This is a genomic window from Dictyobacter halimunensis (assembly GCF_036245075.1).
In genome coordinates this window covers 1,796,711-1,821,995 of the sequence record NZ_BSRI01000001.1, presented here as the reverse complement: position 1 = coordinate 1,821,995, position 25,285 = coordinate 1,796,711, and the positions used below count along the sequence as shown (strand labels likewise).

General features: G+C 51.7%; 19 protein-coding genes. 7 read left to right on the top strand and 12 right to left on the bottom strand.

Annotation, left to right across the window (positions count from 1 at the left end; genetic code table 11):
* Positions 1 to 46 precede the first annotated feature (46 nt).
* The 5 genes from AABA21_RS07240 to AABA21_RS07220 all read right to left on the bottom strand — a co-directional run bounded on the left by AABA21_RS07240 (position 47) and on the right by AABA21_RS07220 (position 9,035).
* Positions 47 to 1,693: a PAS domain-containing sensor histidine kinase gene (locus AABA21_RS07240; RefSeq protein ID WP_338248371.1), complete on the bottom strand. Its 1,647-nt coding sequence runs from the start codon at positions 1,691 to 1,693 to the stop codon at positions 47 to 49.
* A gap of 82 nt (positions 1,694 to 1,775) precedes the next feature.
* Positions 1,776 to 2,237 (bottom strand): VOC family protein, encoded by a 462-nt coding sequence (locus AABA21_RS07235; protein ID WP_338248370.1) that lies wholly within the window; start codon positions 2,235 to 2,237, stop codon positions 1,776 to 1,778.
* 403 nt (positions 2,238 to 2,640) lie between these two features.
* Positions 2,641 to 3,105 carry a hypothetical protein gene (locus tag AABA21_RS07230; RefSeq protein WP_338248368.1) on the bottom strand — a complete coding sequence of 155 codons (465 nt, stop codon included), beginning with the start codon at positions 3,103 to 3,105 and terminating at the stop codon, positions 2,641 to 2,643.
* On the bottom strand, positions 3,105 to 3,935 hold the full coding sequence (locus AABA21_RS07225) for a hypothetical protein (RefSeq protein ID WP_338248366.1): 831 nt from the start codon (positions 3,933 to 3,935) through the stop codon (positions 3,105 to 3,107). The genes AABA21_RS07230 and AABA21_RS07225 overlap by 1 nt, the downstream gene beginning before the upstream one ends.
* A gap of 30 nt (positions 3,936 to 3,965) precedes the next feature.
* Complete coding sequence (locus tag AABA21_RS07220; RefSeq protein ID WP_338248363.1) at positions 3,966 to 9,035, bottom strand: tetratricopeptide repeat protein; 5,070 nt, start codon at positions 9,033 to 9,035, stop codon at positions 3,966 to 3,968.
* A gap of 681 nt (positions 9,036 to 9,716) precedes the next feature.
* Here AABA21_RS07220 and AABA21_RS07215 point away from each other — a divergent pair.
* Together AABA21_RS07215 and AABA21_RS07210 are read left to right on the top strand one after the other, a co-directional pair.
* On the top strand, positions 9,717 to 9,959 hold the full coding sequence (locus tag AABA21_RS07215) for a hypothetical protein (protein ID WP_126601376.1): 243 nt from the start codon (positions 9,717 to 9,719) through the stop codon (positions 9,957 to 9,959).
* Positions 9,960 to 10,065: 106 nt separating this feature from the next.
* A complete protein-coding gene (locus tag AABA21_RS07210) occupies positions 10,066 to 11,409 on the top strand; it encodes a PP2C family protein-serine/threonine phosphatase (protein ID WP_338248359.1) in 1,344 nt (447 codons plus the stop codon).
* 55 nt (positions 11,410 to 11,464) lie between these two features.
* Here AABA21_RS07210 and AABA21_RS07205 read toward each other — a convergent pair whose 3' ends face one another.
* A complete protein-coding gene (locus AABA21_RS07205) occupies positions 11,465 to 12,178 on the bottom strand; it encodes a dienelactone hydrolase family protein (protein WP_338248357.1) in 714 nt (237 codons plus the stop codon).
* A gap of 357 nt (positions 12,179 to 12,535) precedes the next feature.
* Here AABA21_RS07205 and AABA21_RS07200 point away from each other — a divergent pair, with 357 nt between their 5' ends.
* Positions 12,536 to 14,377 carry a glycoside hydrolase family 15 protein gene (locus tag AABA21_RS07200; protein WP_338248355.1) on the top strand — a complete coding sequence of 614 codons (1,842 nt, stop codon included), beginning with the start codon at positions 12,536 to 12,538 and terminating at the stop codon, positions 14,375 to 14,377.
* A gap of 26 nt (positions 14,378 to 14,403) precedes the next feature.
* Here the strand turns inward: AABA21_RS07200 and AABA21_RS07195 are convergent, their stop codons facing one another.
* From AABA21_RS07195 to AABA21_RS07170, 6 genes are all read right to left on the bottom strand, one after another.
* Positions 14,404 to 15,357: a universal stress protein gene (locus AABA21_RS07195; protein ID WP_338248353.1), complete on the bottom strand. Its 954-nt coding sequence runs from the start codon at positions 15,355 to 15,357 to the stop codon at positions 14,404 to 14,406.
* Between the two features lie 259 nt (positions 15,358 to 15,616).
* Positions 15,617 to 17,353, bottom strand: coding sequence for an MDR family MFS transporter (locus AABA21_RS07190; RefSeq protein ID WP_338248350.1), 1,737 nt, complete (start codon positions 17,351 to 17,353; stop codon positions 15,617 to 15,619).
* 34 nt (positions 17,354 to 17,387) lie between these two features.
* Positions 17,388 to 18,026, bottom strand: coding sequence for a TetR/AcrR family transcriptional regulator (locus AABA21_RS07185; RefSeq protein ID WP_338248349.1), 639 nt, complete (start codon positions 18,024 to 18,026; stop codon positions 17,388 to 17,390).
* A 519-nt stretch (positions 18,027 to 18,545) separates the two neighbouring features.
* Entirely contained in the window at positions 18,546 to 19,541 is a 996-nt protein-coding gene (locus AABA21_RS07180; RefSeq protein ID WP_338248347.1) for a sigma-70 family RNA polymerase sigma factor, read from the bottom strand.
* A 492-nt stretch (positions 19,542 to 20,033) separates the two neighbouring features.
* Positions 20,034 to 20,615 (bottom strand): dihydrofolate reductase family protein, encoded by a 582-nt coding sequence (locus tag AABA21_RS07175; protein ID WP_338248345.1) that lies wholly within the window; start codon positions 20,613 to 20,615, stop codon positions 20,034 to 20,036.
* A gap of 77 nt (positions 20,616 to 20,692) precedes the next feature.
* Positions 20,693 to 21,409, bottom strand: a complete 717-nt coding sequence (locus AABA21_RS07170) for a helix-turn-helix domain-containing protein (protein ID WP_338248343.1) — start codon at positions 21,407 to 21,409, stop codon at positions 20,693 to 20,695.
* A 290-nt stretch (positions 21,410 to 21,699) separates the two neighbouring features.
* Here AABA21_RS07170 and AABA21_RS07165 point away from each other — a divergent pair, with 290 nt between their 5' ends.
* Genes AABA21_RS07165 through AABA21_RS07150 form a run of 4 tightly spaced genes read left to right on the top strand, consistent with a single transcriptional unit; the run spans position 21,700 to position 25,266 of the window.
* Positions 21,700 to 22,092 (top strand): VOC family protein, encoded by a 393-nt coding sequence (locus tag AABA21_RS07165; RefSeq protein ID WP_420917102.1) that lies wholly within the window; start codon positions 21,700 to 21,702, stop codon positions 22,090 to 22,092.
* A 38-nt stretch (positions 22,093 to 22,130) separates the two neighbouring features.
* On the top strand, positions 22,131 to 22,436 hold the full coding sequence (locus tag AABA21_RS07160) for an ArsR/SmtB family transcription factor (RefSeq protein WP_420917101.1): 306 nt from the start codon (positions 22,131 to 22,133) through the stop codon (positions 22,434 to 22,436).
* A gap of 35 nt (positions 22,437 to 22,471) precedes the next feature.
* Positions 22,472 to 23,017, top strand: a complete 546-nt coding sequence (locus AABA21_RS07155) for an SRPBCC family protein (RefSeq protein ID WP_338248337.1) — start codon at positions 22,472 to 22,474, stop codon at positions 23,015 to 23,017.
* Between the two features lie 26 nt (positions 23,018 to 23,043).
* Positions 23,044 to 25,266, top strand: a complete 2,223-nt coding sequence (locus AABA21_RS07150; protein ID WP_338248335.1) for an ATP-binding cassette domain-containing protein — start codon at positions 23,044 to 23,046, stop codon at positions 25,264 to 25,266.
* Positions 25,267 to 25,285 lie beyond the last annotated feature (19 nt).

The window sequence follows — 25,285 nt, the reverse complement described above, 5'->3', positions numbered from 1 at the left end:
GCTGACGTAGGTTGCCTGATTGCGGGTGGAGATTGAAAAGATTGGATCATGACGCCATTGGAAGTGAAATAGTAAAGATGGTTCCTTTTCCCACTTCACTTTCTACCAGAATCTCTCCTTGATAATGTTTGACGATTTCTTGCGAAATATACAGGCCCATACCCAACCCTGGGAAGGCTCGCTCTTTGCGAGAGTAGGTGCCCCGGTTGAAGCGTTCAAAGATATTTCGTTGGTGTTCTTTAGGAATACCTACCCCGTAGTCCTGGATGTGAATACGCGCATAGCCGGATGAGTAATCCAGGTGAATATCTACGCCATTGGCCTGAGGAGAATATTTCACCGCGTTTATCAAAAGATTCATTACCACCTGCCTCAATCGATCTTGGTCTCCTACAAATGAGCCCGAGAGAGATCCATGCACTTTTAGGGTGTGGGTAGTGGTAGTGTGCTGGCATTCTGCAACAATGTCATGAATGAGGGGGCCTAGATCGAGTGGTTCATCCACGTAATCAAATCTCCCCATCTGAATTTTGGAGACATCTAACAAGTCATTGATCAAATGGGTCAGTGTTCGCACCTGCTCATCCATCCGTGTGAGCATTTGTTCTGCCGCCAAATTATCATGTCCAGCCAGTTTCTTTTTCAGACGAGAGGATAAGAGTGTCAAGGCCGTCAATGGCACTTTCAACTCATGGCTAGCGATACTGATAAATTCATCTTTGCGTCGCTCCAACTCCTTGCGTTCCGTCAGATCGAGCAGAAATGTAATGTGTTGGCGCTGTTCACTGTCAAGCAGTGCAGCCCCCACAAGAGCGGGAACACGATTGCCGTCTTTGCTTAGATGGTCTTTTTCTATTGCTGAGACAAAGCCCGTTTCTAGCAGGTCGTGCACCAGTTGTTCGTCCAGGGAACGAGACTCCGGTGGGCTCACGACCTCTACACGTAACGCACCATTAAGCAGCTCATCTCGGGTATAGCCGAGCATGGAGAGAAAATTCTCATTCGCATCGAGAATAAGGCCCTCGTGGTCAGAGATCGTCAACCCAAGAATATTGGACTGAAACAATGCTCTGAAACAAGCGTCACTGACACGTAAACTCTTTTCCAGGCGCGCCTGCTTCTCAATATTTGTGCAGACTCCAAGCCATTTGATGGTGCCCCCTCCCGCTTTTTTGAGCGGAACGGCTCTCACCAGGAACCAGTCGTACGCTCCTCCAGCACTATTGCCGAGACGATACTTCCCCTCATACGCTGAATCAGTGTGTACGGCTTCATTCCATGCGGCGGCGGCAGCGCGTTGTTCATCGGGATGTATCAAGTGTAACCAGTTCTCTGTTATGATCTGCTCGCACCTCAATCCGGTATAATCAGCCAGGGGCTGATTACAAAAGGTGATAGAAGCATCGGGAGCTGCGACCCAGATCAGGTTGGGAGTCATTTCGACGATAAGGTGGAGCTCTTCCATTTGCTGGGAATCATTCATTTGATACATAGGCATGTCCCTCTCCATAAGCCATTCTCCACGGCTCCATCCCTGGTGGTAAAATATTTGTCCTTGAAGGAAAAGAAGATAATCCCTTTCTCTTGCTATAAGGATACCTGAGAAGAAATTCACTATCGCCTTTATTCTTGCGCAATTTGAATAGAAACTTGCTCCGCTTATCAGCATCAAATGAACAACCAGTTTTGCCACATCCTCAAGTTGCACTACTCGATGAAGGGGGGTGTTTGTTCTAAATCTTCTCGACGTGCCTGTAGATCCTTGCTAAAAGGGGTTACCGCCCGGGAGCGCGCTGCTTGATTTCCTGAATCAGCCAGCCGTTGCCATCGGGGTCGCGGAACGACATGTAACTGTTGTAGTCGGCCCTGCCGGGTTCGAGACCGGGTGTTTGCCCCTGAGGTCCGAAGTGAAAGGGTTCGCTTACCTCTACTCCGCGATTGACGAGTTCGGTCCTCATGGCCTCGATGTCGGATGTGGTCAGATGCATTCCCTGGTATGTTCCTGGCGTCACCTGTGTGATCCCTGTGCCGATCAAGATCGCGCATTCCGATCCCGGCGGGGTCAGTTGCACGATGCGATAGCTCTCTGCGCCGCGAAGCCTGAAGCCTATGGCCTTCTCGTAGGCAGGGGCGCGATAGTCGATATCTTCCCTCCAACCCAGGGCTTCTTTGTAGAACTTTTTCGCACGATCCACGTCCGAGACAGGGATAATGACGGCTTCGAACTTAAGATCCATTTCTATGCCTCCGTGAGTGTTTCAGCGGGCCGTTGACGTGTCTCGGCTCCGAATGTCGATACAACAATCACTATACATATGAAATCGATACAGTCCATTCTATGTCGCGATGTTAGTGCCAGCATGTTCAAGAGAGAACGCTAAATGTTCCCACGTTGCGCCAATGTTCCCTTTCCGCACGCGATGGCCATGTTGGCGAGGTGCGTTAGCGCTCAACAAGCTGTTTGAACCGAAAGAGCACAGCCCAATTGGGTTACCCGGAGTACTTATCTTCATCACACAAAGCATATGTTGTAGCCAGATGTGATGTCAAGTATTTGTACGGCTTCAAGTTCTATTTCTAGAAATCCAGATGCGCTCTTTCATGTCTCTTCAAACAAAGTGCATTCGCACTACACGCAACTTATATCCCTATGATGATGACAATAATCAGGATCGCCAGCGCAATTGAGCCGAGCGCGAATAAGACGCCGGCTATTTGTAGATGGCGCATCTTATAGGTGGTGATATCCCTTAATTTTTTGCCCATCTCCGTGACGTTATAGCGCGGAATATCGTACATGCGTGGTTGGATGGTCAGGATGGCGCTAGCCATTGCGAGCAGGTACAGAATCATGGTGACGATGACCATGATTTTTGCTGGTAGATTGCCTTTGAGATAGGGAGGTGGAAAGTTGCCGCTAAAGGCGGTGATGGCAAAGAGAATCGCCAGGAAGGTGGCGATGCGTTCGATCATGCTTTTGCCGGAGTCGTCGAGAAACTCCAGCTGTTTGCTTCTCATATCGGTGAAGATCTGGACCAGTTGTTTCCCTTCCCCCGATAACTCCTGGCTATCCTGGATCTCGATCGGATCTTGCTGATTGCTCATTATTTGTACCCTTCACAATCCACATAGGCAACGATGGTTACTCCGCAAGTTGTACAGGAAAGGATCAACTCGTCCAGATTTTTGCTATCATGCTGGCTCATGCCTCGTGGCACATCGTAGGTGGCTTTGCAGACGGAGCGTTTATTAAAATAGGAGACATGCCCGTTTTTGCAGCGCACGCCAAAAATGGCGTTCGGGTCCATATTTTGAGGCGGACTGGTCGATAGCTGTGCCGCTGGTTGGGTATATGCATTCAATATTTCCTGTGCCTTGTCGCGCACACTGGTGATCGTATCATGTTGCGCGATCTGCTCGAGCAAGGCTAATACCGCTTCCCTCTGCTCGTTGCGCTGAAGCATCGCGGCTGCCTGCTCAATGGCGGCTTTGCGCTCACGGATATACTCATGCGCAGCTCGCTCTACCAGCGCTTGCAACGCATCCTGGCTGCTCGCTGGCGGCAGCAGCGGCGCGATCTGGTCCATGCAGTGATCGCAGGGACGGTGTACCGCGATTGGTTTCAGCGTTGCCATTGGTGTTGGAAGTGGAGTGGAATCCAGGGTCAAAACAATGATGTTTTTCCGTAGCCGCTGAGCAAAAAGCAGGAGCCGCCCCACCTCTGCTATTCTCGCTGTTGCCTGGCTCCAGATCAAGATGATGGCGGCGCTACCGATAATCATGTAATCCTGGCTTACGGGAGAAAGGATTCCAGATGCCTGGAACGATGATGATGGCGTCCAGACTTGATAGCCTGCATCCGCGCAGCCGCGCTGGATCTGTTGTGCGCAGGCAGCATCTTCTGGAACTGATAAAACAAAAATACGTGGGGTCATTGTGTTTTGTTCGCTTTCTTTTTCATATAATCAGTTATCTTGTTGCCTGATGGTCTCAAGCTGGTACAGTAGTTCTCGCCAGATTGGTATATAGGTGCTGGTCAATGTTTTTCCCAGGCCTGTTGGATCCCCATTTGTATCCAACAGCGTTATGAGGGTATCAAGAAATATTATGAAATCGCTGATTTCTTGTTGCTGTGCGAGTGCTTGCCGCATGGCAGCTAGATGTGTCCTCCATTCTTGTTTCTGATTTTTTGCCTGGCTCAATACAGCAAGTGTGTTATTTATAATCGTTATTATCTCTTTACTGTTTGTTTCTAGGAACGATGCTTCATCCTGTGTGTTTTTAGCAGCCATGTCCTGTTTCTTTGTGATGCTATTTTGGACCGTTGTTAGAGCTGAAATATAAGGATGATCGGGAGAGAGGGAGAGGGCTTTGCCATCTAGAATATCAAGTAGTGATCGATAAAAATCCGCTTCTATATTGTTGCCTTGCCTTTTTGCCTGTGACTCCTCAAGAAACGTCATCACTCGTTGACGCCATGCCTGGTGGCGCTCTGGCGATTTCGTCATAACGGCAATGGTGTTGACCATCATTTGCCGTTGTCTTTCAGATGGCATAAGCGTCGATCGTTGAATGTTTAGTGGTCCTGGCGGTAATCCCTGGTGTATTACCCACTGGAAGCTGTTCATTTTTTCTAATGTATTTCTGGCTGTATCCTGCACAAGGCCATATTGCTCGAATATGTGCCGGGCCTGTTGTAGACGGTGCAATGCTTCTGCCGGACGCTTCAGGTCTGCATAGAGAATAACAGCCATGCTATTGAGTGTTGCGGCTTCACTCATATGATCACCCAATTCGCGAAATATAGAAAGAGCTTGCTCAAGAAGAGCCATAATGTATTGCGGCTGACCAAGGGCCTGATATGCTATGACCATGCTATTGAGGATAGATGCTTCATTGGCCCGGCGTCCTATCTGTTGTGCAATGGAAAGTGCCTGCTCATAGAGTGAGAGAGCTCGCTGTGGTTGACCGCTATCCTGATAGATCAGTCCCAGATTGTTGAGTGCGGTGATCTGGCCCACATGATCATCCACATCCTTAAGGACGGGAATGGCTTGCTCAAAGAGCTCAATGGCTCGCTGCAATTGACCAATAACATAATAAGCCATGGCCATGTTGCTCAGCACATTTGCTTCTTGTACCCGGTAGTTACATTCGCGCAAGATGGGGAGCGCCTGCTCATAAAACGAGATTGCCTTCTTCGGCTGGTTGAGTGCTCGATATGCCAGACCGATATTGCTGAGGGCGGTAGCTTCCCCTAATCGGTCATTGACTTCACGCGAGATGGCGAGTGCCTGTTCAAAAAGAGCGAGCGCATGTTGTGGTTGATGGCACTGATGATACGTTCTGCCCATTCTATTGAGAATAGTAGCCTCATCTGTACGGCTATCAGTTTTGTGTGTGATAGAAGGTATCTGTTCAAGGAGTTCGAGCGCTCGTTGATTTTGACCTATGGCCTGATAAATCTCAGCCATATTCAGTAGAACAGTGGCTTCTCTAACATGATCGGTTGTTTTACGTGTGCTAAAAAGGGCTTGTTCGTACAAAGACAGTGCGCGCTGTGGTTGATTCATCGTTTGATAGATATGTGCCATAGAAATAAGTGTGCGGGCTTCGCCATCATGGTCATGTACCTCTTGTAATAGAGCCAGTGCCTGCTCATACAGTGAGAGCGCATGTTGAGGTTGGTTATTGTCACGATAATGTATGCCAGCTATATTATGGAGCGTGATGGCTTCACCAGTGCGATCACCTACTTCATGCCTGATAGAGAGGGCCTGCTCATACAATGAGAGAGCCTGTTGAGTTTGATCCATGTTTTCATATATACCAGCCATATTATGCAACGTGGCAGCTTCACCGGCTCGATTCCCCACTTCACGCCTGATTGGGAGTGCCTGTTCAAAGAGTTCAAGAGCGCGTTGGAGGTGTCTAAGATCCATGTATACCGATGCTATGTTATTGAGAGTAGCAGCTTCACCAGTGCGATCACCCACTTCACGCCTGATAGAGAGGGCCTGTTCCATTAGAGTAAGCGCGTGTTGAGGCTGACCTTGATCTTTGTATGCCAGACCAATATTGCTGAGAGTGGTAGCTTCGCCGCCACGATCGCCAATTGCTCGTTGAATAGAGAGTGCCTGTTCAAAGAGTAAGAGAGCGCGTTGGAGGTGTCCATCGTTTTGATGGATTGCTGCTATATTGCTCAATGCGATAGCTTCGCCACCACGATTACCGATTTCACGCTGAATAGAGAGCGCATATTCGTAGAGTTCAAGTGCACGCTGAGGTTGACCCGTGGTCTGGTATATCATGGCTATATTGCTGATGGCAGCTGCTTCATCCGCCCGGCGCCCTACGTCGCGCAATATAGGTAGAGCTTGCTCGTAGAGCTCGAGTGCACGCTGAGGCTGGCCGGTGGTCTGGTATACCATGGCTATATTGCTAATGGTGGCCGCCTCATCTGCCAGGCGCCCTGTTTCATGTAAGATGGGAAGTGCTCGTTCATAGAGTTCAAGCGCGCGTTGGGGTTGGCCGATAGCCTGATATACCTTTGCCATATTGTAGAGGACGCCCGCTTCATCTGCTTGATTACCCACCTTACCGATAGAAGGAAGGATGTGTTGAAAGAGGGTGAGCGCGTGCTGGTGTTGGCCAGCCGCCTGATATAGCTGGCCTAAGAGATTGCTTACCTCTAATTCGAGTAATTGATCCTGCCCCTGTGCTTGCTCCAGAATATCTTCGAAGATCATCCGGGCTTCGCGTAATTTTCCTAAGCGGAAGAGAATCCACGCGCAGTGTGCTCTATCACGCCTGTATTCTGGATCAGCTATATAGTGGATACTTCGCTCCAGGTCTTTTTCCATGTAGCGTGCTACTGTGATGAGAAGGGTATTGTACTCGAGTATAGCGTATGCCTCATTTATAAATGTTCTATAGGCTTCTCCGTAGCGCTGTTGAAGTTGTTCGCGAGGGATCGTTCCCGTTAGGTGTTTTTCGATGTATGGACGCGTGGTGGGCAAGAGATAATAAAGCTCGGCTGAGCCGTCGTGTGCTGTCACTGCCATATGCGCCAATAATCCACGCTGCCAGAGGACCTTTAGCTGAGTATCCACTGGAGAGGACCTGTTATCTGTTTCTTCCGTGTCTGGATCAAAGATGGAGCGCGCGATACCTGGTAAGAAGGGGGCCTGAAAGATCCAGAGATTGCCAAGGATAGCACGTAGATCATTGTTCAGATAGCGAATACTGGTTTCAATGCTGGCGTAGAGCTTGCGATGCCGATGTTCCTTGCCGACATATGCGTTTTCGGCCTGGCTTAACTGCTGCTCATAACTCTGAATAAAATGCTGCAAAGAAAGATCACTGGCATTGAAGGCGCCCGCGAGCAGACGCAGACCCAATGGATGCCCTTCAACTTTCTGACTAAGCGTTTGAGCTTCCTGTATCGAGATGTTTGCCAGACGTTCAGGTGCATATTGCTGGAAAAGAAACGCCCCTTCTTTTGCTGTCAATCCACCAAGTTCATGGGTGATTTCACCAGACCAGCCGAGCTGGACTCGTGAGGTGACGAGCAGGCTGGTCGTTGTAGCAGGCAGTTGGTGCAAAAACTCAGCCAGGGCTATGGCTGCGGAATCATTGCTCTCCATTGCATGAACGAGTGTTTCAGCATTATCCAGTACCAGCAGAGTGCGCCTTGAGCCAAGGGAACATAAGACCTGGCCTTCCAGATCTTTTGGATTGGTGACCTCCTGTATGGGAACCCCTAAAAATTGTGCCAGCTGGTTTACAAACTGTGAACGTTCTGGCAGGGGATCCAGCATGGTCCCCCAGATGCCCCCTGGCCATGCATAAGCAAAGCGTTCCATGGCTTCACGGGCCAGAGCGGTCTTGCCCTGTCCTCCACCTCCGTGGATGGTAAGGATGGGTGGTCGGTGCTCTCCCGTGAGTAAATCGCCCAGACGTTTCAGATCCTCTATGCGCCCCTGGAAAGTGCCCCTAGCCCGGACGATGCTGCTTGCATCGATAGGAGGCTGATGCTCGTCGATGTGCGAGGCACCTGTGCGTTGTACAAAGCCACCTGCTGGTGTGGCCAGAGACGTGTAGAGAACGGGGACGCCAACGGTCCACGTTCGTGGCCTCTGGGCCAGCGAACGGCGGACGTGCAACAGAGCTGTCTCGATGGGCGCGCCTTGCGCCAGTTCAGTATAGAGCATGCGGGAGAAGACGAGGGCATCATCATCATAGATGCGGAAGCGCATGCCGAGCGCATAAGGAACCTTTGCTTTGACGATGGAGGCCGCCAGGTTGCTGAATTCCGTTGGTCCGGGCGATGCGCTGACACAGGCGTTGAGCGAGATCAAAAAAGGCGAGCCCTCTATTTCTGGCAGGAGCTGTTGGGCTTCAATGAGATCCAGTTCTCCGTTTTCTCTTTCAAAGCAGAGAAACGCTCCATTGTCAAATTGCCCTCCATGGCCCATGAAGTGGATAACTCGCTGCTGTGTATTGGCGATCAGATGACGTACCTGTTCCAGGGTAGGAGGGCGAACGCGCTCCAGGGTGATATCAAACGGCAATGGAGTGATCACCTCGGTGAGATGTTGCCATTCCGCATCGATATTGAGTGGCTCAACCAGATTGCTCAAAGGATTGGAGGGGATGGCGACGATATGCAAGGACATATCAAGTGTCGGCGCTGGAATGCGTTGTTCATTCGGCAGACCACGGACAAATGGAATGCCGAGTACCAGGAAACCATCGAGCCCATAGAGATATTCCCAGGGAAGCGTATCCAGCTCATCATCCATGTTGATCAGCACGATGCGTTCAGGATGAGCATTCAATGCCTGCCATGCTTTAGCTTCTGGTGGGAAGAGTGCTTGAAAGAGGAGTTGCCCATATCTGATTGGGTCGTTGGTGATGCGTTCAAGCCAGTGACCGAGGAGCCGTAGCGGTTGCAGATCAAATGTATGGGAAAACTGGCCATCGCATGTTACATGAACTTGATAATCTGATTGCTGGGCGAGTATGAGTTCCATCCCTGTTACCTCTTTCTCGTTGCGTTATTATCTTCCCATTATGTGACGTAGAAAGTTCTGGTGGCAATAGCCGGCCCCTCTTACAAGAATAGAAGCATAAAATGCTTTCTGACCTTAACATGTCTTTTCCAGGAAAGCAAAATGATAAGACATGGTATAAGATGTACAAGACATTTAACCAGGTAAGAGAAAAAGAGCTATTGCTGACGGGTCGGGCCCTTTTTAATCTTTTTTTGTGTTTTTTTCCACATCACTTTTTTATATCTCCTATCCAGTAGTGTAAAACCTGCTTCACTCTAGAAGCATAGGACTGTCAACAGATTCCTCTAAGATTCTTCATCAAGTTCGACAATTTTTCTAGCCCATACGTTTTTATTACCAATTAATATACTCTTTACTGTCCATGCCCATTATGCCAATCATTTTTGGAGCTAGTGGTGATGGCGTTGGTGCGAAGAGCTTTTCATCTCCTCTGTACTGGATTTTTATTTGAAAAGCGATTTGGGAGTTTGTAGAAATGTTCTCTGTTTATACTTTGAACATGTTCTTTGCATTGCAGTGTATATTGCAAGCTATGTTGAAACATTTTGTATCGTCCTTTCGCTTTGAATTGTCTATCTATTCATTTTTTGAGCTGTGCTTTGCCAGGAACTGTGTGTGTTCAGAAGGGATCTACTTGTTATGAGTGAGGTTGCTAAGCTGCGTCAGCAAATCGAGTTGGAACTGGTGGCGATGCGCCGTGGTCTGTCAGGGCTGTCTTGTGGCGATGCTCGTCACGCCTTTATTCGCGCGCGCATGGATCGTGTGGGTGTGTGCCAGGACCGGCTGGCCCATCATCTGGGCGAGAGCGACGCGACGCTGGTGGTGTGTGAACTGTATATCCAGACGATGGAAGAGATGGAGCGTGTGGCTGAGACCGTGTAGTGTGTGAATGTTATCGCTCTGTAGTGCTTGCTTGTAGATGCTTGTTTTGCGATTCATCCCGGTATGTATGGCTTGCGACGTTTTGAGCACACCAGAGGAAAAGAGCATGTTTGCAGAGTTTTTGACAATGTATGATATTCATCGCTGGCTACGCTATGTGTCCTGGCTCGGCCTGGGCTTGCTGTTCATTTTTTTTCTGGTGGCTGAAGGCGGCCTTCCCCCACAGTCCTGGCTGGTTTTGATCCAGAGCGTATCGATGTTACCGGCTCTGTGGCCTGCTCATGGTATCTCTGCCCTGACACATGTGGTGAACCCGTTGATCTGGTCGGTGATCTGGGGATGTCTGTGGTACGTGGCGTTAAGAGTCTGCAAGGCCCTGTTTCAGCATCATCAGCAGCTGTCGGCGCAAATGGCCCGGCAGTTAAGCGGATCCTGGTTGCCAGCTAACCAGTTATCGCTGGCGGTCTCACCTCAGCTACACGGTGGTAGTGATAGCCTGGGAATAACGGTACCGCGTTTACGTCTGCCACAGCGTTCTCCTCTCTCTGGTGACTCTGGATCGCTGGTCTTGCCACGCGGCCCGGTAGCCAGAGACGTGGCGGATGTGCCAACGCGTCCGGCAGCTGAGCCTGCTCGTCTGACCGTGCCGCTGGAAGCGCTGCCCTCTGAGTATCCGGCGGCGCTTCCTTTGCGCGTTGGCGTCGGCTGGCATACGGGCCTGGTGCGCCGTGACTCTCCCAATGAAGACAATATCGTGGCGTTCCAGGGAATGTATACATACCAGGGCCATTTATTGCCGTTTGGCCTGTTTGTGGTCGCCGACGGCATGGGTGGTCACGCGGATGGTCTGCTGGCCAGCCGCATCGCCATGCAGAGTATGTCGCATACCGTTTTGCAGAACATCATCATGGGACGCGAATTGAGCAACGAGTTCTTTATCGATATGCTGGTGGGCGGGGTCGAGTGGGCCAACATGGCCATTTTCCAGCGGGCGCAGGCCGATGGCACCGAAATGGGCACCACCCTGACGGCCGCGCTGGTGATAAACATGCGGGCCTATGTGGTGAATGTGGGCGATAGCCGTACTTACCTGTTTCGTGATCGCAGCGGCCTGACGCAGGTGACGCGCGATCATTCGCTGGTGGCGTCCCTGGTGGCATTTGGTGAGATTACCCCGGATGAGATCTATACCCACCCCGAGCGCAGCAAGATTTACCGTAGCGTTGGTCAGGGCGAGGAACTGCACATAGATTCGTTCGTGGTTGATCTTCAGCCGCACGATCGCCTGCTGTTGTGTTCAGATGGGCTATGGGAGATGGTACGTGATCCAGCTATTGAGCGCGTGCTGCGGGCAAGTGATAGCGCCCCTGCGGCGTCCGATCGGCTTGTGCAGATGGCGTTGCGTGGTGGTGGCTGTGACAATATTAGCGTGGTGGTGATTGATGTTTAGCTGGCGACCGTACCGGACACCTCGTCGGCCCGGCACGATCACTATAGCGATGGGATCAGGCTTTGACGAGATATTTTTTGAGCCAGGATAAGGTATGCTCCCAGGCGTCGGCAGAGTCATCCGCCCGGTAGGTGTCGCGGTTGGTATGGAAAAATGAACGCCTGGCCTGTGGATAAACGATAATATGGTGTTTCTTCTCATGCGTGGCCAGTTTCTCCTGTAGCCAGCGGATGTAGTCCTGAGAGATCGTTTCGTCTTCGCCACCATAGATGCCCAGGAAGGGGGCCACGGTCGCCTGAATGGCTTGCTCATGGCTGGGATTATCGGGATCAGCCTGGCCGCCATAGAAGATAATCAGTGCGCCTACCCGATTGGCGTGCCCGGTCGAAGCGAGCATGGCGGCCAGGCTGCCTCCGATGCCGAAACCGAGCAGGCCAATTTTTTTGGGATCAACCAGGGGCGAGTTCTCTAAATATGCGATGGATTGCTCTATTTCCTGCAGGGCGCTCTGCCGATCAAGCTGTTGCGCGAGCTGCTGGGCCTCCTCCGCATCTGTGACCACCTGGCCATGATACAGATCAGGGGACAGCGCTACAAAACCTTCCTGGGCCAGTCGTTCGATTACCTGCTGCATATGGGTATCGATGCCCCACCACTCTTGCAGCACGACAACACCCGGAAACGCCCCTTCCCCTTTGGGGTGAGCCAGGTAACCAAATGTTGATCTTCCCGCCGCCTTAAATTCAACAATCTGTGAATGAATAAGCATACGTCATACCTTTATCTTCATTTTTTTTTGATTGCAGGCCAGCGCAATAAGGCATACAGATGGATGTGGCCGTTATATTGGAGGCCTCATTGTCTTATACGGACAGTTTGCATGAATAATCTAAGTCGCTCCAAATGGGCTATCGCTGCGGCATTGCCGGAAGAGAGTTTATTCTTCTTGATTGAAGATCATTGTTCAGTTTATTTGGAAGTGGGGCCGGTTTTGTTGTACAACATGGTACGATTGATACTGTGGGCGTCTGATTTTCTAGACGTGCTTTGTTTATTCATCACCTTGTAGCGAGTTGTTGTTGGTTGCCTGGTGAGAGGCAATCTCACCAGAGTTGTGGAAGGAATAATGATGGAACAGGTACGATCTGCGGCATATCAGCCCATTGAGGATTATGGTGTCATTGGTGACCTGCATACCGTCGCCCTGGTCGGGAAGAATGGCTCTATCGACTGGTGCTGTATCCCCCGCTTTGATTCTCCCAGCGTCTTTGGGGCCATATTGGATGCGCAGAAGGGTGGCTTTTTTAAGATTGCCCCTGACCTGCCTGCCGTCGATGTGCGGACACGGCAGATGTATTTACCTGAGACGAATATCCTGGTGACACGTTTTTTGACCAGCAATGGTATCGGTGAAATTATTGACTTTATGCCGATCAGGCAGTCATGGGATGTCGGTCACCCGCATCACATTATTCGCTCTGTTGCGGTTATACAGGGATCGTTGCCGTTTGAAATGATCTGCCGCCCCCGCTTCAATTATGCCCGTGACGAGCATACCGTGCGCCTCTTTGACCATGGTGCTGTATTCTATAGCAAGGATCTCTGCCTGGGCCTGGCGACCCATATCCCATTAACCGAGGATGGACAGGGTGGCGTACACGCGCATTTTACGCTGCATGCCCACCACCGGGCGTACTTCTTGCTGGAATGTACAAGTGAGAGCGATGTCAGCTTGCATCCCATGACGACACGGCACTTCCAGGATGATTTTCAGGAAACGATGGATTTCTGGCAGCGCTGGCTCTCTAAGTGCACCTATCAGGGCCGCTGGCGCGAGATGGTACAACGATCGGCCCTGGTGCTTAAGCTGTTGACATACGCGCCAACAGGGGCGATCGTGGCGGCTCCTACGGCCAGCCTGCCGGAAAGTATCGGGGGGCCGCGCAACTGGGATTACCGCTATGCGTGGCTGCGCGACGCCGCGTTTACCCTCTACGGCCTGCTAACGCTCGGCTTTTGTGACGAGGCAGAAGCCTTTATGGGCTGGCTGGATGATCGCTGCCACGACCTGGGACCCAATGGCTCATTGCAGCCCATATACGGTATTGATGGTCGTGCCCAATTGGAGGAGTTCACCCTCGATCATCTCGAAGGGTATCGCCAGAGTGGTCCCGTCCGTATCGGCAACGGAGCGTACCGGCAGAAGCAGCTGGATATCTATGGCGAGCTGCTTGATTCCATCTATATCTTTAATCGCCACCAGGACATCTCCTATGATCTGTGGAAGCAGCTACGGCATCTATTGGGGTGGCTGGAGGATCACTGGCGTGAGCCAGACGAAGGAATTTGGGAGGTGCGTGGAGGCCCCAAACCATTCCTGCATTCGCGGGTGACGAGCTGGGTCGCGTTTGATCGTGCCCTGCGTATCGCGCGCCACCGGGGCCTGCCCGCCCCCATCGCTGATTGGACGGCTATCAGTGCTGAAATTTATGATGATGTGATGGAGAATGGCTGGCATGCCGGCAAAAAGAGCTTCGTACAATATTATGGCAGCGAGGAAGTAGATGCCAGCTCCCTGCTCATGGTCCTGACCAAGTTCTGCGGCCCGACTGATCCCCAGATGCTCAGTACTCTTGATCGCATCCTGAAAGAACTGACGACTGATTCCCACGTCTATCGCTATATTCCGGCCAGGGCCGCCAACGATGGTCTGGTCGGGAACGAAGGAACCTTCAGCCCCTGCAGTTTCTGGCTGGTTGAGACGCTGGCTCGCGCGGGACGCCTGAGCGAGGCACGCCTGGTTCTGGAGAAGATGCTGAGCTATGCCAACCATGTTGGTTTATACGCGGAAGAGACCAGCCAGGTTGGCGAGGCGCTCGGTAATTTCCCCCAGGCCTTTACCCACCTTGCATTAATTAGCGCATGCTATAACCTGGATCGTGCCCTCAATGGCACCCTGCTCGGGTAACTGGTTATCCCTTCCCAGATCATTTTTCAAGGGAAGGGATGCTTTTTAGGATGCATCACGAGGATTGGCAATTTTGTTGTATGCAGAACACAGTCGGTTACGCTTCCTATTGTCCACAACTGCAGGCCGTGTAGCCCGTGGGTAGACATGGCGATGGCATCGCAACCACCAGGAATGCCGGTTCCGCCGATGCTCGCGCCGATCTCTGCTATTTCAAGAATGGTAACTGCCACATCCGTCGCGAAGGTGATGGACCAGGTAATTGTTGGAAAAGTATGCCTCTTGTTTTGCAGCGGGACCGCAAGTTGATCCTGAATGCTTGCCTGCACATGACAAAGATATTGCTTCGCCTGTTGCATAGCTGTATTGTGTTCCTTGCGTTGATATGTCGCGAGTGGTTTCAAAACCATGGCGAGGTGGAGTGCTCCCGGGGCGGGATGCGCGAGTGCCGTGATCAATGAGATTGCTGGCTTGAGTGCGACCTTCGCATGTGCAGTTCCATCGAGTGGAACCAGCATACGTAAGGGTTGCGTGAGGTCGCATGGGGCTTCTATGGGTGATGATGCATTCTCACGTAGAAGAAAGATTGGAACCGAAGAGTAGCGCGCGATCTGCTCCGCGACGTTGCCTAAACGCCACTGCCGTGGATTGGTTTTACAGTGCCTGCTGATCACGATCACGTCAGCTTGCGAAGAGAGGGCTGTTGACAGAATGGTTGAGGCTGCATCACCGACAGTTGTAAGCTGTTCGACCTGGATATTGCGTAAGATAGGAGACGCTGCAAGCTGTGTTAGATAGTGGGTGGCCTCGGTACAGTCTAACAATCTGGGTGGTTCCTCTGATTTTAGTTCATCGGTTGTGTCGAGTACCTGCAGCAGCGTGATACGTCCACCGGAGGCGCGGACAAGGCGTGCAGCGACGGGAAGTGCGCGTTCAGCTAGCATTGATCCATCTAGAGGAACAAGAATATGGGTAAACATGCCTGTATTCCTCCCTGGGACTTCAGGGGCCGTTGTCGCTGTTTGGCAGCCGAGAAGCAACACTGCTTCTCTGCAACCTCTCAACGCGGGAGTGAAGTCTCACAATCCAATCACAAATATGCAGGTATAAATATTAACTGTGGTGTTTGTAAATGGCTCAAAAAAAAGGAGCCACTTTTGCGGCTCCTTTAAACTTACCTATAAAGTATAACTGATTACCGGGCGAAAATCAAGGCCTTTGGCCCGGCAATTTTTATACCTAGTGTAGCATTGATGGGCTGACACTCTCAATATCCGTTGTGAAATCATCGACGTCCTGCGTCTTTTTTCTACTTCGGCTACCGCGTAGCGGCACCTCTTTCAAGAAGAGAGCAGCGACCAGGCCGATCACCATCAGCACCAGGCTGAGGATAAAGACGTTGTGGATGCCCTGGGTTAATCCAACCTTTACCGCTTCGATCAACTGATTGTAGATGACCTTCCCCTGTGGGCCATATTTGCTGAATTGCTGTAGCAGCTGTTTTTGCGCATCGGGTGAGAGCAGGATGTTTGGATTATCGAGCGCACTGATCAGCTTCGCAGGCAGCATCTGCTTCAGGCTGGCGGGCAGAGCATTATGGAACGCTGGCACATAGGCCGATGACATCAGCGAGCCCATGGCCGCCAGCGCCACCGTACTACCAATCGAGCGGAAGAAGGTCAGGGCCGAAGTTGACTCACCAATTTTGTCCGGCATCACATTCTGCACGGCGATGGTGTAGGTCGACATACCAAAGCCCAGTCCCAGGCCAACGGCGATCATCGCGATCGAGAGATCCAGATTCACCGAATGCACATTCAGGCGATACAGGAGGTACATACCAGCGATGGTGATCAGCAGACCAACGATGGCGACCCATTTATATTTGCCGAAGCGCGAAATCAATTGACCCGAGATGATGCTACTGATCATCAAGGCGATCATCATCGGCGAGAGCAGCAGACCGCTATTGGTGGCGGATACGCCCATTACGCCCTGTGCGAAGAGTGGCAGGAAGAAGATGCTGCCAAACATGCCCATGTTCGTGATCATGGTGACCAGGATCGAGATGCTGAAGATGCTATTTTTGAACAGGCGTGGATCGATAATGGGCTGCTCTCCACGATGCGCCAGCCTCATCTCATAGACGAAGAAGCCGACAAGTGCTACCAGCGAGAAGCCAAAGAGGCCGATAATCTGTGCCGACAGCCAGGGCAGATCTCCTCCAGCCCACGTGAAACCCAGCAACATTGGCACCGTTCCCAGTACCAGCAGCACGGCACCGATATAGTCAATCTTTGTCTTTGCTACTTTTCTATGCAGGGTGGGCATCAGGAAGATCAGTACTCCCAGCGCGATCAGGCCGATAGGGAGATTGACATAGAAGACCCAGCGCCACGTTGTATTTTCTGTGATCCATCCGCCGACTGCCGGACCCAGGATCGACGAGAGTCCAAAGACCGCGGTGGTGACACCCTGCCATTTGCCGCGCTCTCGCGGTGTGAAGAGGTCTCCGACGACCGCGATGGCGATCGGGAGCAGGGCGGCGGCTCCCAGACCCTGCAGGGCACGGAAGGCGATCAGCTGATTCATAGTCTGGGCCGCACCCGAGAGGGCCGAGCCGAATAGGAAAATGCTGACCCCGATCAAGAAAATCGATTTACGTCCGAAGAGGTCTGATAGTTTTCCGTAGATGGGTACCATCACGGTCGATGTCAGCATATACGCCGTGGTGACCCAGGTATAGCGATCAAAGCCTTGCAGCTCGGAGATGATACGCGGCATAGCCGTTGAGACAATCGTCTGGTCCAGCGAAGCCAGGAGCATGACCAGCAGCACACCCAGCATCGTCAGGAGTGTCTCTTTTTGCGTGTAACGTGGTTGATCCACGTTTGGTGTTTCAACAGACAATGGAGGAATCGCATTGCGCTCGACGGCAACCCCATCCATTGGCTTTGCTTGTGTCGGACTCTTCATTCTATAAACTTCCCACTTTTTTTATTACGCTAACTTACTTTTGAATTACAATTCCGTCGAAAAAGATCTTTCCTATTTGCTTGAGTGCTTCATCAGAGTTCATAGATATATGATATTGTTGTTGCAGCAATGCATCATAGCTTCTTGGAGCGATCAAAGACAGAAATGTACGCGCCATAATCGGCGTTGAAATCTCCTTCGTAATCTCTCCTGCCTCTTTGCCCTCATCTATAATTCTGGTGATTCGCTGAAAAAGGAACTCAATCACTTCCCTGAAGAAGCTCGACTGCTCTTTCAGCTTGCGCTGTAAATCTACACCGCTGTAGATTGAAGAAAACAACTGTGAATTTTTGCACAGGAGGCCAGCATTGAGATACGTGAGTAATGCTTCGAATTTTGATTTTGCTGTTGTATAGCGGGCAATGGTTGCATCTAGATTATCGAGCACAATACGCAAATCTCGTTGCAGGATCGCTGTAATGAGTTCTTCTTTGCTCCGAAAGTGTAGATAGATTGTACCTTTGCTGATACCAACACGGGCAGCAATTTCCTCCATCGAAGTTTCATAATACCCCTTCTCAAGTAGCACCTCCTCCGCGACCTGCAGAATAAGCTGCTCACGCTGCTCACGCTGCCGCTCTTTAAGCGAAGTATGTGTATGAACCGATGGCATTAATAAACTTCCTTTACTGTATGACCACATGACAATTTTGTGACTTCCTTGTCCTTTTGTGACCATGATGAATATGTATTGGATATTGAGTAATTTTATGACTCTGTAGTCATTATTTTATCATATAGGTCAGAATATGTCAATATTTTATTTAATGTTTTTTTCATTCACCTGGAACAGAGGCTATGGTAGACTAGAATCACTCATCATCGAGTGATGCCTGGTCAGAGTGGGAGATTCCCTGGCAAGGAATTGTGCGGTTGAGTACAACGCGGAAACCTGACCAGGCATCCCAGAAAATATGTTGTGGCGAATGATGCCAATAGTGCGCCATTGGGCACTATTGGCATCATTCGCCACAACTTTACACGAATCATGTTTATTTTTGTTTCAAGGGAATGAAGGCATAAAAAAAAGGTCGAGCCTGGTGCGCTTGGCGGGCGCTAAAGTGGCTCAACCTTGTCTCATCCAGGAACTAGCTATGTTCCTGTTCCTCATCATCGAAATGGCTCAATCGCATCACCCCAAAAAGTCCTGAAGCATTTTGCTGCGACTGGGTGGGTCTAGCTTACGCAGGGCGCGAAACTCCACCTGTCTCACCGCCTCATGGCTCAGGCCTAACTTTTTACCAGTCTCCGATAAACTATGTTCACCCTGACCATTCAGGCCGTACCTGAGTTGTAGGACCCTCCTCTCACGCTGGGATAACTCGCCAAGCAGGTCGTGAATATGTTCTCTCAACGTTTCGGTGATGACGACACGTTCGGGCGAATAAATAGGATCATCCTCCAGGACATCGCTCAAGGAAATCTCGTCGTCGCCTCCTTTACGAGGCATATCCAGGCTGATCGTTTCCTGATGGGTTGAGAGCAGTGAAATAACCTGTTGCACGCTGACCTCCATCTGGTTGGCCAACTGCTCCAATGTTGGCTCACTCTCCAGCCCATGCTCTTGCTGAATGCGGCGGCGTACACGGCCCAGGCGCTTGATCTCCTCTACTTTATAGAGAGGCACGCGAATCATATGGGCCTGCTCAACCAGAGCGCGTGTAATATACTGGCGAATCCACCAGGTCGCATAAGTACTGAAACGATAGCCCTTGCGATAATCAAACTTCTCCACGGCATGCATCAGTCCAATATTGCCCTCCTGGACGAGGTCCATCAGGTCAACACCGAAGCCTTTGTACTTGCGGGCGATATGCATGACCAGGCGAAGATTCGCCTCGACCAGCTGTCGTTTAGCTTCCTCGGCCTCACGAGCTGCCGCGACCTCTGTTGGCTCCTTCGGGGTACGCTGTAGACCGCGCTGCCGCTTCCCTGTCACTACCCGAGCCTTTTCGATCCGCTGGGCTAGATTTTTCACTTCGTCTGAAGAAAGTAGATCCACCTGCCCGATCTCATAGCGATAAAAACGAGAAGAATCATTCAGGCTAAGCACTTCCGGGTCCGCCTCAATGCGCATTGCTTCTATCGTTTTGGTCTGTGCCGCGTCGGTTAACGTCGTGTTTTTCATCTGGACATCCTCCACTCTATTTGGGTTTTATTGGCCTCTGATGAAACTGAGTATACGTGGAGGAGCTTTCTACGATCTCCCACAGAACTTCCCAACGCGCACGCCGTTTTTTCTGTGTTTTTAATGCCGTCTTAAGCATCTGTTTGACAAAAAGAGAGATACAACCAAATTTTTCTAGCGCAAAACACAGCGGGGCTCTTCTTTTTTGTGAAGAAATACAACAAGATGTACCTGGTCTTATACCAGTCTTACCAATTTCGCTTCATCGTGAGGAGTGCAGAGGATGTCTTTTCTGAGGATTCGAGGCCATCGTGCATGCGTACCGCGTCCTCCGCAAGCGGTATAAACTGCTCGTTCGGATATAGAGTGAACGCGGTACGGATAATCAGGGCTTTTTGAAAATCGAGAGAAATGAAAAAAAGATCGATCCTTGCTATGCTGGTTGATTCTAAACTGTAGAACAGCCAGAAAGCAGGAACGATCGCAGTGCAGTTATGCGCGTGTGTAGCGCATGAGAACAACGCCTGATGGTAGTGGTTTGGACTCAATCAGGCGCAGCGGAAGATGTAGTCCTTCGGGGAACAGTTTTTTGCCGCCGCCGAGAATTATCGGATATACCAACAGGCTATATTCGTCGATGAGGTCGTGTCTGGCCAGGGTATGCACCAGTACGCTGCTGCCATCGATGACGATGTTCTTGCCGGGTTGTGCTTTCAGGGCGCGTATTTCCTCGACGACATTCTCACGAATCAAGGTTGAATTGCGCCAGGCCGAGGTTGTAGTCAGGGTTGTGGAGACAACGTATTTTTGCCTTGCGTTCATGGCATCGCCGAAGGGATCTCCATCTGGCATTGGTTCAAATGCTCCACCGTGGATCTGCCATGTTTTGCGCCCCAGAAGCAGGGCGTCGCTCTGATTCATTGCTTCGAAGAAGTGCGCGCCAATGTCATCGTGCCAGAATGGATGTGTCCATCCACCCTGGGTGAAGCCGCCCTCGGTGTCTTCTTCTGCCCCGCCAGGTGCTTGTATGACATTGTCCAACGATACAAACTCTGAGACAACAATTTTTCGCATGATTCCCTCCGTATTGTTTCTATCCAGTATTTTATTGGAATATGTGTATGTGATTCCCCAGACACGAATAGTATGCCTCAAGGAAAAGGGATTGTCTTGTACAAAAGCGAAAGCTGTTCAGGCTGGCTATGATGAAGCAGTTGAGCGGGTGTTTGTCCGATGAAGTGCCTCAGTGATCTGGTGAGATGTGGTTGATCGTAATAGCCAGTCTGCACAATGGTGTCGGCAATGGAGACGCCGTGTTGTAAAAGGAACGTAGCGGAACGCGCCCGTTCGATTTGCCGGACCGCGTTCTGTGTGATTCCGGTAGAGCGCAAGAACCGATACTGGACCGAGCGCGGGGTCAGATCGTTGCAGCGACCTTGAAGGATTGCCTCGATGAGGGGATCACGAACCAGCAGTCCCTCATGTACCAGCCAGTCGACAAATGTATCGGCATTCTCATAGGTCGGAAATTGCCAGGTTGATCCACCTAACCAGAAGGTCTTCGTGGACGCGGCTTCCAGATCTACCGAGTCATCCACCAGCGACCTTATGGGCAGGTGAGATAAAAACACCCCTGGCTTCAGCAAAATGCCAAGCCATTCTCCATCGGCTGGACAGTCTCCAACTGGGGTAGCTCTGGTTTCTGGTCCTCGCACCGTCAGAGTGGTCTTGCCCTGGAGTTTGCTCACGACCAACTCAATGCGGTTGACGGCGATAGAGAGGAATGGGTGCGTGTCTTCACTATGGCTGCGCCAGATCAGTTCGACAAAAGGCGAGCTCGAGGGTCTTTGCTCATCAAAGAAAATCATGCGTTTGTGCTCCGAGCGGGTTATGTTGGATAAGCAGCGGAGAAAACAACCTCATCCAGTGTAGCATACCAGCCCATGTGAGACAAGCATTTGCGCGAGGCGCGAGAAGGTGTCTGAACTTGCCACAATTTCATGGAGAGCGAAAGCATATGTATACTCGTTATCAGAGTAATGGCTTGTATATGCCTTGACACGTATATAACCAATGGGGTATACTATGGAAGTGGAACTTATGTTCGAATCATTGGATGATGCGGCCCAAACCGCGAGCATGACAAAGGAGAAATGAGATGAAGATCAAATTGACCACGGTATACGTAGACGACCAGGACAAGGCACTGCGCTTCTATACGGAGGTACTGGGCTTTGCTAAGAAGGCTGATTTCAGTCAGGGCCCCTATCGCTGGCTGACCGTGGCCTCCCCCGAGGAGCCGGACGGCACCGAGTTACAGCTGGCGCTCAACGACAATCCCGCGGCCAAAGCGTATCAGCAGGCGATCTTTCAACAGGGCCAGCCTGCAGTTATGTTCTTTACCGACGACGTCAAAGGGGACTACGAGCGGATCAAGGCCCGTGGCGCTGAGTTCACGATGCCGCCTACCGACGTGACCGGCTCAACCATTTCGATGCTGAACGACACCTGTGGCAACCTCATTCAGCTTGCGCAGCTGGCACGCTACTAAGAACGGTCGCTCGGCTGCGCTGTGGAGTATACTAAAATATGGAAACCGTGTTCGAAATCATTGCGGAACCGAACCGCCGCGCGATATTGAGCCTGCTGGCCTCATCACAACAGTCGGTTGGAGATATCGGGCGTCAACTTCATATGTCGCAGCCAACCGTGTCAAAGCACTTGCGCGTGCTGCGCGAGGCCGGTTTTGTGGAATCCACGGTGGACGCGCAGCGCCGTGTCTACCGGCTGCGACCGGAACCGCTTCAGGATGTGGATGCCTGGCTGGCTCCGTTCCGTCGGTTCTGGTCCACCCACGTGGATGCCCTCGAACGCCACCTCGACCGCATGGATTAATTACCACCAACGAATAGGAAGACAAGGAGAAGAAGATGACGACCGATCGCGAGCAGTACACACCGGGTCCGGCCTGCGGGGCGCAGATACGCAAGGATGGAGAGCAGTGGACGCTCATTCTCGTCAGAGAACTGCGCCACGCGCCGGAGAAGGTCTGGCAGGCACTGACCGACCCCGCGCATCTGCGCGAGTGGGCACCCTTTGATGCTGATAAGAGCCTGGGCACGCCCGGCGCCACGGTGAAGCTCACCACGGTGGGCGCTCCCACGCCGCAGGTGTCCGAAACACGGGTGACGCGAGCCGAGGCTCCCAGGCTGCTTGAATACAATTGGGGTGGCAACGATATGCGGTGGGAACTCGAAGCCGCTGGTGGCGGCACGCGCCTGACGCTATGGCACAACATCGATCGTCGCTTCATCTCAATGGGTGCTGCCGGGTGGCACATTTGTTTTGATGTTCTGAATCATCTTCTCAGTGGAACCCCCCTCGGTCGCATCGTTGCCGGCGAGGCGATGAAGTTCGATTGGCCCCGGCTCAATTCTGAGTATGCTCAGCAATTCGGTAAAGAAATACGTGATTAAAAGATCTGGAGGGAACCTCTATCCGCATGGTTCAAGAATATATCGAGATTCGCGGCGCCCGCGAGAACAACCTCAAGAATGTTTCGCTGAGGCTGCCCAGGCGCGAAATCACCATTTTTACCGGCGTATCGGGCTCGGGGAAGTCATCGGTGGTGTTTGATACCATCGCCAACGAAGCACAGCGGCTGCTATTCGAGAATTTTAGCATGTTTGTTCGCAACTTTTTGCCACGCTATCCCCAGCCAGACGCCGATGCGATTGAGAACCTGAGCATGGCGGTGCTTGTGGATCAGAAACGCCTGGGTGGGGGATCGCAATCGACGGTGGGTACTGTTACCGATATCGCGCCCGTGTTGCGCCTGCTCTTTTCACGCATTGGCCAACCCTATGTGGGCTCCGCCAATGCCTTTTCCTTTAACGATCCACAGGGTATATGTCCCGAGTGTGGTGGTGTAGGCCGCAAGATCGGCATTGGCCTTGAAGCGCTGATTGACATGACAAAATCGCTGAACGCGGGAGCTGTCATCGCCCCAGGATTGACCAATATGGAAAGCGATATCTATGCGCGTTCTGGCTACTTTGACAACGATAAGAAGATCGCCGATTATCCTCCGGAGGAACTGGACCTGCTTCTCTACAGCGAACCGCGCAGGCATACTGATCTGCCCTATAATACCTATGAGGGCCTGGTGTACAAGTTCAATCGCAAGTTTATCGCGCGCGACATCCAGACGCTCTCGCCTCGTATCCGGCAAAAGGTCGAGCCGTTTTTGAAGCTCGGCCTCTGTCCGCTCTGCAAGGGTGCCCGGCTCAACCAGGCCGCCTTACACTGTAAGATCAATGGGTATAATATCGCTGATATGGACACGATGGAGATTGATGAGTTGCTAGAGGTCGTCAAGGGTATCACGGAACCGGCTGCGGCGCCTCTTGTGCGCACGTTGACCGACCGTCTGCAGCACCTGGTGGAGATTGGCCTGGAATATCTCAGCCTGGATCGAACCACAGATACACTATCCGGCGGTGAGTCGCAGCGTGTAAAAATAGTCAAACAGCTCAACGGCAGCCTGGTGGATGTCATGTACATCTTTGACGAGCCCAGCGTCGGACTGCATCCGCGCGATGTCCATCGTCTGAACGAACTGCTGGAAAAATTGCGTGACAAAGGGAACACGGTCATTGTCGTGGAGCACGATCCTGATGTGATCAAAATCGCCGACTACGTGGTAGATATGGGACCATACGCCGGGAGCGAAGGAGGCCAGATTGTCTATGAAGGCGATTACAGCGGTCTGCTCAAGGCCGATACGCTGACCGGGAATCATTTGCTGCGTCAGAGGCCGCTGAAGGAGAGCTTCCGCCAGGCGACCGGGACGCTGCCAATCGTCCACGCGACGGTGCATAATTTACGGGATGTCAGCGTGAATATTCCCGCCGGCGTGCTGACGGTCATCACCGGCGTGGCTGGTTCAGGCAAAAGCTCGCTTATCAATGAAGCCTTTCTCAGTCAGCATCCGGAAGCTGTGGTGATTGACCAGGCATCCCTGAGCACTTCCAGCCGCTCCAATCCTGCCACCTATACCGGCATCATGGATGATGTGCGCAAGGCCTTCGCCTCAGCCAACAAGGTTGATGCCGGCCTGTTTAGCTTTAACTCAAAAGGCGCCTGCCCTAACTGTCAGGGTCTGGGTGTGACCTACACCGACCTCGGCTTCCTTGAAGGGGTCAAGCTTCCTTGCGACGTGTGTGGTGGTAGGCGCTTCAAGGACGAGGTGCTGGCCTACACATTGAACGGCAAATCCATTGCCGATGTCTTGAATATGACCGTTCAGCAGGCCCTGGCGTTTTTGCAGATCAAAGAAGTGCGGCCAAAGCTGCAGGCCTTGAGCGATGTGGGCCTGGACTACCTGACCCTCGGTCAGCCCATGAGCACTCTCTCAGGTGGTGAGTGCCAGCGTATCAAACTGGCCAGCGAACTCCACAAGCGGGGCAGCATCTACGTCATGGACGAGCCCACCACGGGTCTACACCTCTCGGACATTGGCCGCCTGCTCACCATCATGAACCGGCTGGTCGATGGCGGCAACACCGTGATTGTGATTGAGCACCATCTTGATGTGATTCGCAACGCCGACTGGATCATTGATATGGGTCCGGAAGGTGGCAATAAGGGTGGCATGGTCATCTTCGAAGGAACACCGCGAGAGCTCCTCGGTGCTGAGCATTCGCTGACGAGTAAGTATTTGTAACAGATCAGGTGGAGGAAGA

Coding starts and splice junctions, on each gene's coding strand:
- AABA21_RS07235 (WP_338248370.1), bottom strand. CDS start 2,237: ATGGATCTTAAGTTCGAAGCCGTCATTATCCCTGTCTCGGACGTGGAT.
- AABA21_RS07230 (WP_338248368.1), bottom strand. CDS start 3,105: ATGAGCAATCAGCAAGATCCGATCGAGATCCAGGATAGCCAGGAGTTA.
- AABA21_RS07225 (WP_338248366.1), bottom strand. CDS start 3,935: ATGACCCCACGTATTTTTGTTTTATCAGTTCCAGAAGATGCTGCCTGC.
- AABA21_RS07220 (WP_338248363.1), bottom strand. CDS start 9,035: ATGGAACTCATACTCGCCCAGCAATCAGATTATCAAGTTCATGTAACA.
- AABA21_RS07215 (WP_126601376.1), top strand. CDS start 9,717: ATGAGTGAGGTTGCTAAGCTGCGTCAGCAAATCGAGTTGGAACTGGTG.
- AABA21_RS07210 (WP_338248359.1), top strand. CDS start 10,066: ATGTTTGCAGAGTTTTTGACAATGTATGATATTCATCGCTGGCTACGC.
- AABA21_RS07205 (WP_338248357.1), bottom strand. CDS start 12,178: ATGCTTATTCATTCACAGATTGTTGAATTTAAGGCGGCGGGAAGATCA.
- AABA21_RS07200 (WP_338248355.1), top strand. CDS start 12,536: ATGATGGAACAGGTACGATCTGCGGCATATCAGCCCATTGAGGATTAT.
- AABA21_RS07195 (WP_338248353.1), bottom strand. CDS start 15,357: ATGTTTACCCATATTCTTGTTCCTCTAGATGGATCAATGCTAGCTGAA.
- AABA21_RS07190 (WP_338248350.1), bottom strand. CDS start 17,353: ATGAAGAGTCCGACACAAGCAAAGCCAATGGATGGGGTTGCCGTCGAG.
- AABA21_RS07185 (WP_338248349.1), bottom strand. CDS start 18,026: ATGCCATCGGTTCATACACATACTTCGCTTAAAGAGCGGCAGCGTGAG.
- AABA21_RS07180 (WP_338248347.1), bottom strand. CDS start 19,541: ATGAAAAACACGACGTTAACCGACGCGGCACAGACCAAAACGATAGAA.
- AABA21_RS07175 (WP_338248345.1), bottom strand. CDS start 20,615: ATGCGAAAAATTGTTGTCTCAGAGTTTGTATCGTTGGACAATGTCATA.
- AABA21_RS07170 (WP_338248343.1), bottom strand. CDS start 21,409: ATGATTTTCTTTGATGAGCAAAGACCCTCGAGCTCGCCTTTTGTCGAA.
- AABA21_RS07165 (WP_420917102.1), top strand. CDS start 21,700: ATGAAGATCAAATTGACCACGGTATACGTAGACGACCAGGACAAGGCA.
- AABA21_RS07160 (WP_420917101.1), top strand. CDS start 22,131: ATGGAAACCGTGTTCGAAATCATTGCGGAACCGAACCGCCGCGCGATA.
- AABA21_RS07155 (WP_338248337.1), top strand. CDS start 22,472: ATGACGACCGATCGCGAGCAGTACACACCGGGTCCGGCCTGCGGGGCG.
- AABA21_RS07150 (WP_338248335.1), top strand. CDS start 23,044: ATGGTTCAAGAATATATCGAGATTCGCGGCGCCCGCGAGAACAACCTC.